We start from the raw sequence: 11,518 nt of genomic DNA on the forward strand, positions 1-11,518 counted from the left end.
ATTGACGCGCGTCACCAACGCGTGATTCCATCGTTGGTGACGCGCGTCACCGATGAACGCTATATTTTTCTAGGAGTGCTAATGGCCAGGAAACCATTCAATGAAGGATGGTCTGTCCGGACGAGGGTCAGTGCTTTCGCTGAACTGGGCGGAGCAAGCGAACAGTGGGTTGATGTGGTGCTTCCGCATGATGCGCTGATCTCGAAGAGCAGAAGCAGTGATGCTCCCGCCGGGGCGGCTGGCGCGTATTTTCCCAGCGGTGCTTTCGAATACCGCAGGAAGCTCGATGTCTATGGGGCTGATCGCGGCAAGGTGTTCATTCTCGAGTTCGACGGCGTCTACCGGGATGCGATGGTGTATGTCAATGGTGCTCTGGCCGGCCAGGACGCATATGGCTACTCGCGCTTTACGGTGCGTATCGACCCGTATCTCCGGTTCGGTACCGCGAACGAGGTCCGGGTGGTCTGCAGGGCTCACCGGGACAGCCGCTGGTACACCGGTGCCGGCATCTACCGGGACGTGCACCTGATTGTTAAGGAACCCATTCACATCGGCGTAGACGGTGTCCGTGTCACCACTGCTGACATCGACAGCGAACGCGCGATGGTAGAGGTGACTGCAACCATCACCAATACCACCGCCGTCACCACCACGGTCAACCTGGCCACGTCGGTCAATGAAGAAGGCATCGCCGAGGACGCCAGCGACGAGTCCCCTGTCACACTGCTTCCAGGCACCTCGGCTGTGGTGCGCCATCGGCTGATGGTCGAGGATCCGGCCTTGTGGGGACTCGATTCGCCGTCCCTGTACACCTGTTTCCTGCAGTTGCGCGACGCTGGCAAGGTCATCGACAGAGAAGCCGTCACGTTCGGGATCCGTCGGATCCAGGTCGACGCCAGGCGAGGGTTGCGCCTGAATGGTGAGACCGTGAAACTGCGCGGGGCCTGCGTTCATCACGACAATGGACCTTTGGGTGCGGCGAGCATAGCCGCGGCCGAGGAGCGCCGGGTCCTGGTGCTGAAGGAAGCCGGGTTCAACGCCATCAGAAGCTCGCACAACCCCGCGAGCTCCGCACTCCTGGACGCCTGTGACCGGCTCGGGATGCTCGTCATCGACGAAGCTTTTGACGTTTGGACCTCCGGTAAGTCCGATTATGACTACGCCACTGATTTCGCGCAGTGGTGGGAGCGCGATCTTGAGGCCCTGGTGGCCAAGGACATTAACCACCCCAGCGTGATCATGTACTCCATCGGCAACGAGATTCCGGAAACCGGAACACCTGATGGCGGGGTGTGGAGCCGCCGGCTTGCCGAAAAACTGCGGTCGCTGGATGCGACCCGGCCCATCACCAACGGCATCAACGGTTTTGTCTCGAGTCTGGACCTGGTCCTGGCTGGCATGAAGCAGCATCAGGGCGCAACTGCCGACACCGGCGCGGGGGTGAACGGGATGATGACCCAGGTCGGGGACATGATGAACCAAATCTCGGCATCCGAAATGGTCAGCGAACGGACCGCCGAATCCTTTTCCGTGCTCGACGTGGCAGGAATGAACTACGGTGACGGGCGCTACTTGCTGGATAAAGCACTCTTTCCGAACCGCGTCATTGCCGGCACGGAGACTTTTCCAGGGCAGATCGCCAAAAACTGGGACCTCGTCAAAACCAACAATCATGTCATTGGCGACTTCGCCTGGACCGGGTGGGACTACCTGGGAGAAGCCGGTTTGGGCTCAGTGGGATACGCCGACGGCGATACCAGTGCAGCCGCAACCGTCGCAAAGCCCTACCCATGGCTTACCGCGTGGACAGGCGACATCGACATCACCGGTGAACGCCGCCCTGCCTCCTACTACCGCGAAATTGTCTTCGGACTCCGGTCAACGCCATACATCGCGGTCCACCGCCCGCAGTTTCATGGACGCACACCACTCATGACGCCCTGGTCCTGGAGTGATGCGATCAGCAGCTGGACCTGGGAGGGATTCGAGGGAGAGCCGATCCAGCTGGAAGTCTACTCGGACAGCGACGACGTAGAACTGCTCCTCAACGGGGTGCCTGTCGGACGATCCACGGTAGGAGAAAAGCTGGCCTTCCGTGCCGACTTCGAGATCATCTATACCCCCGGCGACCTGACCGCTGTCGCTTATAAGGACGGTCATGAACATTCCCGCGTGCAACTATCCACAGCACGCGACCAGTTGCATCTTGACGTGACCTCCGACGTCGACCTCCTCACGGCTGACACCGGGGACCTCGCCTTCGTACGAATAGCACTCACGGACGAAAACGGCATTGTTCACAACGGCCGAGACCGGAAAGTCGCCGTAACTGTGGATGGACCCGCGACCCTCCAGGGCCTCGGCAGCGCCAACCCCGCTACCGACGAACCCTTCACAGCAGACTCGCACACCACCTTCGACGGCCGAGCCCTGGCCATCATCCGCCCAACCGGGCAGGGCCCTGTCACCGTCACCGTGACAGCCTCCGGCTGCGAACCGGCCACCGTCACCATCGGTGCCAACGCAACCAAAGAAACGGGAGAACGACACCTCGTCTCCTAGCACTAACACCCCCGCTCCACCTGTTTCCTTTCACCTCAGTCCCCCAACATCTGTACACCAAGACAACGGAGTCCAGCCTTGAAAAACAACAGCAATCTTCCGCCAGCCACCGCCACCATCGGGGGCACATCAGCCCAGGTGGGCGAAGAACAAGTCCTGCTTGCTCCTCCTCCCACCGCGGAAAAGGACCTGCCCAAGGTCAGCGCCAAGTACATTTGGCTGTTGCTGCTGGGCATGTTCGGAACCTACATCGCCCTCGTCACACCCATAGCCCTCTCCCTGGCCATCAAAATCAAAGCAATCGCACCAGATCACGAGGAGTACCTGGGGTTCGTCATCGGCGCCGCCGCCGTCGTCTCGCTGGTCTCCGGTCCCATCACCGGGGTCCTCAGTGACCGCACACGAAGCCGCTTCGGGCGCCGCCGCCCCTGGCTCGTAGCCGGCTCCCTTGTCGGTACCCTGGGACTGCTCATTATCGCCCTCGCACCGGACGTGCCCATGGTTGCGTTAGGTTGGATCGTCACGACGCTGGGCTGGAACACCGTCATCGGAAACTTCACCAACTCGCAGGCAGACCTCCTGCCGGAGTCCCAGCGCGGAAAAGTCGGCGGCCTGGTCGGCTTCGTCACCATGGCGGCACCAGTGACCGGCTCCATCCTCGCCGGCACCTTTGCCAAAGACACCTTCTTGCTCTTTATGATCCCCGCAGTGCTTGGCTTGGTCCTAACCGCTTTGTTCACCTTCGTCATCCGTGAGGACGACAGCCGCACCCGCACCTTCGAGGACAGCCTGAACCTGCGCGTGATCCTGTCCAAGTTCGTGTACAACCCCCGAGCGTACCCCGACTTTTCGTGGAACTGGCTCGGACGATTCCTCTTCTACTTTGGCCTCACTCTGAGTTCAACCTTCACCGCGTTCTACTTCGCACAGCGGCTCGGGGTTCAGATCACCGAAATCGGCACCATTGTGGCAATCGGCGGGATGGTCGGTATCGTCACGATGATTATCGGCTCCATCGGAGGCGGCTTCCTTTCCGACAAGATGCGCAGGCGCAAGCTCTTCGTGATCAGCGCCGGTTTCATGTTCTCCGCAGGTGCACTTGTCATGGCATTCGGGGACAACATGCCCATGCTTCTCATTGGCCTAGCCATCTCAAACCTGGGCCTTGGCATCTTCTCCGCCGTTGATCAGGCCCTGGTCCTGGACGTACTGCCCGAGCGGGACACCGACGCCGGACGGTTCGTGGGCATCAACGGACTCGCCAACTCCCTGGCGCAGTCAGCCGCTCCGCTCATTGCACCGCTTTTCCTGGGCATTGGTGTAGCCGCTGGAGGAGACAAAAACTACTCCCTGCTCTACCTGCTGGCCGGTGCCTTCACGATCCTCGGCGGCGTCGTCGTCCTGAAGGTCAAAGCCGTCCGCTGATCCCACGGTCCGAAAGGGAGCGCAGCTGACAGGCGTGCAACCGGGCCACCCCTACTAAAGAGGAATTCCATGCAGAAGATCGACGTCAGCCAGCTGACGCTGCAGCAAAAAGCGTCCTTGTTGACCGGAGATACCTTCTGGTCAACCACTACCATCGCCGAACATCACATTGATGGCGTGACCATGGCCGACGGACCGCACGGCGTCCGTCGACAGAAGCATGGGACAGACCACCTCGGGCTGCACCACAGTGAGCCCGCAACGTGTTTTCCGCCTGCTGTCGGAATCGGGTGCAGCTGGAGCGAGGACGTCGCCGCACGCGCCGGCGCCGCCCTGGCCAAAGAATCACAGGCGCTGGGCGTGGACGTGCTCCTCGGCCCGGGCGTGAACATCAAGCGCTCACCTCTAGGAGGCAGGAACTTCGAGTACTACTCGGAGGACCCGCTGTTGTCCGGCGTGCTGGGCAGCGCCTACGTCAAAGCTCTTCAGGCGCACGGGGTGGGAGCATCCGTGAAGCATTTCGCGGCCAACGATCAGGAGACCGAGCGCATGGTCATCAGCTCCGATGTCGACGAACGCACACTCCGTGAAGTGCACCTCTCCGCCTTCGAACGCGTCGTGACCGAAGCGCAACCGGCAACAGTTATGTGCTCGTACAACAAGATCAACGGCATCCATGCCTCAGAAAACCGCTGGCTCCTCACTGATGTATTGCGCGGCGAATGGGGATTCAACGGCGTCGTGGTGTCCGACTGGGGCGCCGTCCGCACACGGCCGGCGGCACTGAACGCCGGCCTGGATCTGGCAATGCCCGGACCGGGGCAGTACGCCACCGAAGCGCTCATCAAGGCCGTCCAAAACGGGAGCGTGGACGAGTCAGCGATCGACCAGGCAGTGGAACGGGTTCTGGGCCTCGCCACCTACAGCGAACCCCGCATCAACGGGGCCGGCGCGACCGAGTTCGATACCGCCGCACACCATGAACTGGCGCGTGAGCTCGCGGCCGAGTGCGCCGTCCTGCTCAAAAACCAGAACGGCGTACTGCCGCTGAAACAGGGAACATCCCTTCTGGTCATCGGAGAGTTTGCCACAAACCCCAGGTACCAAGGCGGGGGCAGCTCACACGTCAACGCCACCCGCGTCGACATACCCCTGGAAGAACTGAAGGCCGCAGCCGCCGTCTCCGGTGGCAGCGTCCACTATTCTCAGGGCTTTTCTGTCCAGTCGGGAGCGAACGATGCTGAACTCCGTGCCTACGCCGTCGCGGCGGCCCCCACCGCGGACGTCGCTGTCATTTTCGCCGGGAACCCCGAAGAGGAGGAATCCGAAGGGTTCGACCGGACGCGGCTGGAACTCGCCGCTGTGCAGGTCGAACTCATCCGGGCTGTCGCGGCCGCCGCCCCCCGCACCGTCGTTGTCTTGGCGAACGGGGGCATTGTCTCCCTTGAAGATTGGCATGACCACGTTGACGGCATCCTGGAAGGTTTCCTGCTCGGCCAGGGCGGCGGTAAAGCGATCGCTGACCTGCTGTTCGGCGTGAGGAGTCCCTCCGGACGCCTGGCCGAAACGATTCCGTTCCGGCTGCAGGACACCCCCACCTACCTGTCCTTCCCAGGCGAGCAGGGTCACGTCCGCTACACCGAAGGCGTCATGGTCGGCTACCGCCACTACGAATCGGTGCAGTGCCCCGTCCGGTACCCTTTCGGGCACGGGCTAAGTTATTCCACCTTCGAAACCTCGGACCTGCGGGCCAGAGCGCGCGGCCATGACCAAATCGCTGTCAGCGCGACGGTCACCAACACCGGGAAGATCCCGGCAAAACACGTCGTACAGGTCTACCTTTCAACCGACGCGGGGCCGGTCCTGCGCCCGGAACGGGTTCTGGCCGCTTTCACCAAGGTCCTCCTTCAACCGGGCGAAACCCGGGAGGTCCAGTTCATACTGGACCGCAGGACCCTGCGGTACTGGGACGTGATCCTTGATCGGTGGGTTGTCGCTCAGGGCACCTACACCGTGCAGGTATCCGAGAATGCCTCACACGTCCTGCTTGAACAGAAGGTGGCACTTGACGGTGACGATCTGCCATGCCTCCTGTCACTGCAGTCCGACGTCGCGGAGTGGCTCGCCCATCCCACGGCGGGTCCGGCACTGGCGAACGAGCTCAACCCCATCATGGCCGCGTCCGGGCAACAGCTCGATGATGACAGCGACGGCACCCGCATGGTGCTCTCCATGCCTATGAACCAGATCCTGAGCATCCTCGGCGGCGCCATTGACGGCGATTGGCTTGTCTCTCTGCTTGAGCAGCCCGCTGATGCCCGTTCCTCCCCCGCATAGCCCCCTGCGCGACCCACCGAAAGCACCCACCCATGACTTACATTCTCGTCCGGGCCGCCCGTAGCCCTCTGGACACCGCCGACCGTTTTCGGGCCCGGCAGACCCTCGGCGATCACCGGATGGTCTGCCGTGAAGCAACTGACCCCTCGATCGGGTGCTGTCGCGACCGCCGCTTCCTCTTCGGTCCCGTAAACGCCCTCCCCGGCGCCTGATCTAACCTGCATCGAAAGGACACCAATGACAACGTTTGGCCCGGATTTCCTCTGGGGCGCTTCGACGGCGCCGCATCAGATCGAGGGAAACAACACTAACAGTGACTGGTGGGGCCGCGAAGGGCTCTTCCCCGGTATGGAGCTCAGCGGTGACGCGAACGACAGCTACCATCGTTATCGGGAGGACATGACCCTCCTCGCAGAGGCGGGCTTGAACTCTTACCGGTTCGGTATCGAGTGGGCGCGCATCGAACCCCGGCCCGGAGTGTTCTCCCCTGCACTGTTGGCTCATTACCGTCACATGATTGACACCGCCCTGGAGCTGGGCATCAAGCCGGTCATCACCCTCCACCACTTCAGCTCCCCGCGCTGGTTCGCAGAGCAAGGCGGTTGGAGTGCCCCCACTGCACCCGAACTCTTCTCACGGTACGTGGAGGCGGTTTCGTCCATTCTGGGCGACGTCGGGCACGTCATCACCATAAATGAACCCAACATGCTCGCCATGATGCTGAACATGGAAGCAGCAGCCAGCCGTGGCGAACTGGACATCTGGCAGAGTCCCACTGTCGAAAACCAGGGTGAGAACGAATATAAACAACCTCCGCTGCCCGTTCCTTTGCCGGAAGACGGGAAGTACGTCATCGAAGCCCACCACCTGACGCGCGAAGTGCTGCACCAGCGCACCGGCGCCCAAGTTGGCTGGAGCGTCGCAAACCAGTCATTCACTGCAGCACCAGGGGGAGAAGAACGCCTCCGTCAGGTCCGATGGAACTTTGAAGACCTTTACCTTGAGGCCGCGAAAGGTGATGACTTCGTCGGTGTGCAGTCATACACCTCCCAGCAGGTCGACGCCAATGGCTTGGTGCCGCATCCGCCCCATCCGGACAACACCATGATCGGTACCGCATACCGGCCGGACGCCCTTGCAATGGCGGTAAGGCACGCCGCCCACGTGGCAAACGTGCCGATCCTCGTTACCGAGAACGGTATCGCCACCCCTGATGACACAAGGCGCATCGCCTATACCCGCGAGGCCCTGCAGCATCTGGCCACGGCCATGGAAGATGGTGCCGACGTCCGCGGCTACCTGCACTGGTCATTGCTGGACAACTATGAATGGGGCCATTGGGAACCGAAATTCGGCCTCATCGCCGTGGACCGGACCACGTTTGAACGCAAGCCCAAAGAAAGCCTCGGATGGCTCGGAAACACCGCCCGCTCCAACGGTACGACGCTCACCGAGAACTGACAGGCGCTGGGGAACCACATGAAAACAACCACAGACATCACCAGTACTGGAAAGGGCGCCATGCACGGCCTCGAAGGCAAAGTCATCGTGTTGACCCGTCAGGCGGCATCGCTCCAAGCACAGCAGGGTCCCTTGGCAAGGGTGGGACAGCGGTCGTCGTGGAGGTTCCCCTCTGTATCCACGGCGCCTACTGAACAGTGGGGGGTGGAGAGGCGGCAGGTCGTTCCATGGACCGTGTCGCGGGAGATTTCGGCGTCCGGACATGGGGTCTCGGTTTCCGGCAGGTACCCGGCCACCCCTTCCCTGCCCGGCTGGACGACCGCTTTGCTGCGTATCGACAACTATTCGAAATCACCCCGGCGGAAAATACTGACTATATTGGCCAATCAGCATGCCGGTCCTGACGTCGAAGCTATGATAATTACACCTCTAGCAACGGAAGGCGGGCGCTCGTGATCCCCACCAGCCAGGATGTCGCCAACCGTGCCGGGGTGGCTCGTTCCACCGTCAGCATGATCCTTAACGGGAAAAAAACCTTCTCCCGAGAGACACGGGAGCGTGTTGCCAAAGCTGTGGCTGAGCTAGGCTACGAGCCATCGTCAGCAGGACGTACACTGGCCCGCGGAGCCAGCGACATCGTGATCGCGTTGATTCCTGACACGACCTTCGGACGCAACCTTCAAGACATCTATGGCCTGCTCACGGATGAACTGGCTTTACGAGGTCTGACACTTGTCCTGCGCCTATCGAGCCGTACCGATGCTGATTTTGACAGGCTCGTCGTCGGGCTGAAACCACGTGCGGTCCTGACGTTGGCTCCCCTTTCCGAGGGACAGCGCGCTCTGCTTGAACGCCGGGGCGTTGAGCTTTTGGAGACCGACGAATCCGGCGGCCACGACGTTAACGCGCAAATCGGAAGACTACAAGCGCGATACCTGATCGAACGCGGTTATCAACAGCTGGCCTACGCGCACCTGCGGGACGCGCGCAGCGACCCGTTCGGCGGTCCCCGCGAACGCACCTTCAGGGAAGAATGTCTTAGGCAGGGCTTAGATGAACCCCGCGTTTTGCATCTCGATATCACACCCGTTGACGCCCGAAAGGCGCTGGAAGAGTTGGAGCGTCCCGGATTTGCGGTGGCCTGCTACAACGACGACGTCGCCACCGCACTTTTGCATGCTGCCCACGAGAAAAGCTGGAACATCCCGGAAGACATCGCTCTGATCGGGATGGACAACACCCCAATGTCGCAGTTAACCATCCCCCCGCTGACCACGATGGGATACGACCCCACCCAGGTCAGCCAGCTCTCGATGCAGTCCCTGCTTAACCGTTTGGATGAGCAGCAGACGCACCAACCCATTCCCGAGCTTCGCATCGACATCATCGAGCGGTCAACGGCCTAGGCCACCAGCCCAGAATCGCCACCTGCTGCCAGATCTCATCGTCCTGGCCCCGTCTCGGGCACGCACGCGCCAAACCTGTCTATTGTGCAGCCTTGTATCTCTTCGGGCGATGGCGCCGCAGTGGTTCGGCAGCTGCAGACACTCGACGCCATTTACGGGAGCTGCGGGTTGCAGACCCGCCCGTGAAAAGGTCCCCCACCCAGGCTTGCGTGGGCACTCAAGAGCAACATAAGCAGAAACTCAGGAACATCATGGACATAAGCCGTCGGCAAACAGAAACGCCGGGCATGCTGGAAGTACATGCCAAACATGCCTCCGAAGTAGACGATGCCCTCACTAAAGCAATCGACGTCGTCAAGATCGCCGCCACGGAATACAAAATAGGGATTCTTGTATCGCGCATCGACGCTGGTAGGTACATTGTGCGGGCACATCCTGCCGTACCCTTCGGGCTGGTCCGACAACAGCACGAATCTCTGGACGGACGGCGGAGTGGGTCAGCGGGTGATTGATGTAGAGGACGCAGTGCAATCACCAGAACTGGTGGTGGTTCGGGCGTTTGCTTTGAACGCTCCCGATCTGGGAACGGAAACCCGAAACGCCACACAACGTGTAGGCGTCAGATGGCCAGTCTGTCTGCCATCCCGGCAAACATGCTGAGCAGCGGAGTATGGTTTTTCCTCAGCGTTCCGTCCGAGAGCTGACTCACATTGGTTCCGGTCTCGAGATGGAAGAGCTGGGTATGGCCTCACTTACTGTTTCAGCCTTCCTAAAAGATTCCTTATCGGCCCAGGCGACATATGGGTGCTTATCGGCGTTGGAGTGGGGCGAGTAAAAGACAATCGCTAATCCGTCCCGCACTGTTTCGGGTTTTTAGCAGGCTGGTCCCGGGTAGTCGGTCAGCGGCCAGCGCCAATGTCATGCACGGCGGTGGAGCCGCTGGGCAGCCCGGGTCTGGTCCCCGGGGCATGGATCACCGGACGACGATCGAGTCTCGGGTTGGTGGCCTTGGAGGAGTAGACTCACAGGGACTCACAAGACTCACAAGGACTCACAAGGATTCTGCGATGATGAACCCGTTCCGCCCTACAGCCGGCGCCACTCCCCCTGAACTCATTGGCCGTGAGGGGATGCTCGATGAGTTTGAGTACGGTCTGCAGCTCGGTTCCGGGGCGCCCGGATTGCTGACCATCATCACAGGCGCCCGCGGCATCGGCAAGACCGCGCTGCTCAGTGCGGCCCAGGGTGCGGCCGCCCGGCACGGGTGGGTTGTGGTTCCAGAGACGGCCACACCGGGGTTTGTCGGACGGATCGGCGAGACCATGCGGCTGCACCTGGATGAACTGGGATCCGGCCCCACCGGTCGCAGGATCACAGCGTTGGGCGTGGCAGGTTTCACCGTGACCACCCAGCTGCCGCCCGAGCGGCAGGTTGACTGGAGACGGTTGGGAAACCAGCTGCTGAACGTTCTCGCGGAGAAAAAGACGGGGCTGCTCTTCACCGTTGACGAAATCCACTCGGCAGACCGTGCAGAACTGTCCCAGCTTGCAGCCGATGTTCAGCACTTCATCCGTGACGGGCTTCCGATAGGACTGATCTTCGCGGGGCTGCCGGCGGCAGTTTCGGACCTGCTCAACGAGGGTGTGGCAACGTTCCTGCGACGGGCAGAGCGCATCGACCTGCACGCCGCGGCCATTGCTGAGGTCGAACGTTCCTACGCCAGCACTTTCCGTGAGGCCGGCATCAGCATCGGTAGTGACTTGGTCCGGTACGCGGCTGAGGCGACCGGAGGGTACCCGTTCCTGATCCAGCTCATCGGCTACCAGCTGTGGCGACAAGCCGAAATCAACAACATGGCACTGGAAAAGACGAACATTGACCAAGCCATCAATGCCGCCACCCGCCGCCACGAGGCGACAGTCATTGAGGCGGCCCTCTCCACCACGTCGGACAAAGACAAAGACTTTCTTCGTGCCATGGCCGAAGACGACGGCCCTGTCGTCGCCGGCGATATCGGAAAACGGCTCAACGCCAAGAGCAACGTCGTGGCCAACTACCGGGCACGTCTCATCGCAGCAGGACTTATAGAAGCCCCCGCATACGGCAAGGTCGACTTCGCCATCCCCGGCCTGCGCGAGTACCTCCGCAAAACAAACGCCTAATATCCGCATCCCCTCGATGATTCCCCGAACGAAGACAGCGACGAAGACTCGCCTTTTACAGAACTTTGCGCAGCAAGCGGCCGCGTATAGTCGCGGAGTGCTTCCTGTTGCCATTCGGATTCCTTGTTCATAGCCATGTCCACGAACACGTTGCGTGACCGTTCA

General features: G+C 61.3%; 7 protein-coding genes. All 7 read left to right on the top strand.

All coding sequences use genetic code 11. The annotated features are described in order from the left end of the window. Nucleotides 1-81 precede the first annotated feature (81 nt). The 7 genes from J2Y68_RS15765 (at nucleotide 82) to J2Y68_RS15795 (ending at nucleotide 11,353) form a co-directional block, all read left to right on the top strand. A complete protein-coding gene (locus J2Y68_RS15765) occupies nucleotides 82-2,562 on the top strand; it encodes a glycoside hydrolase family 2 TIM barrel-domain containing protein (RefSeq protein WP_309994739.1) in 2,481 nt (826 codons plus the stop codon). A gap of 78 nt (nucleotides 2,563-2,640) precedes the next feature. Then, nucleotides 2,641-3,987 carry an MFS transporter gene (locus J2Y68_RS15770; protein WP_309994741.1) on the top strand — a complete coding sequence of 449 codons (1,347 nt, stop codon included), beginning with the start codon at nucleotides 2,641-2,643 and terminating at the stop codon, nucleotides 3,985-3,987. 69 nt (nucleotides 3,988-4,056) lie between these two features. After that, nucleotides 4,057-6,324 carry a glycoside hydrolase family 3 C-terminal domain-containing protein gene (locus tag J2Y68_RS15775; protein WP_309994742.1) on the top strand — a complete coding sequence of 756 codons (2,268 nt, stop codon included), beginning with the start codon at nucleotides 4,057-4,059 and terminating at the stop codon, nucleotides 6,322-6,324. A 32-nt stretch (nucleotides 6,325-6,356) separates the two neighbouring features. Further along, nucleotides 6,357-6,536, top strand: a complete 180-nt coding sequence (locus J2Y68_RS15780) for a hypothetical protein (protein WP_209754522.1) — start codon at nucleotides 6,357-6,359, stop codon at nucleotides 6,534-6,536. Between the two features lie 25 nt (nucleotides 6,537-6,561). After that, nucleotides 6,562-7,785, top strand: a complete 1,224-nt coding sequence (locus tag J2Y68_RS15785) for a glycoside hydrolase family 1 protein (protein WP_209754520.1) — start codon at nucleotides 6,562-6,564, stop codon at nucleotides 7,783-7,785. Nucleotides 7,786-8,237: 452 nt separating this feature from the next. Continuing rightward, nucleotides 8,238-9,191: a LacI family DNA-binding transcriptional regulator gene (locus J2Y68_RS15790; protein WP_209754517.1), complete on the top strand. Its 954-nt coding sequence runs from the start codon at nucleotides 8,238-8,240 to the stop codon at nucleotides 9,189-9,191. 1,067 nt (nucleotides 9,192-10,258) lie between these two features. Continuing rightward, complete coding sequence (locus J2Y68_RS15795; RefSeq protein ID WP_309994744.1) at nucleotides 10,259-11,353, top strand: ATP-binding protein; 1,095 nt, start codon at nucleotides 10,259-10,261, stop codon at nucleotides 11,351-11,353. Nucleotides 11,354-11,518 lie beyond the last annotated feature (165 nt).

It is taken from the genome of Paenarthrobacter nitroguajacolicus (assembly GCF_031455195.1).
GTDB lineage: Bacteria > Actinomycetota > Actinomycetes > Actinomycetales > Micrococcaceae > Arthrobacter > Arthrobacter nitroguajacolicus_D.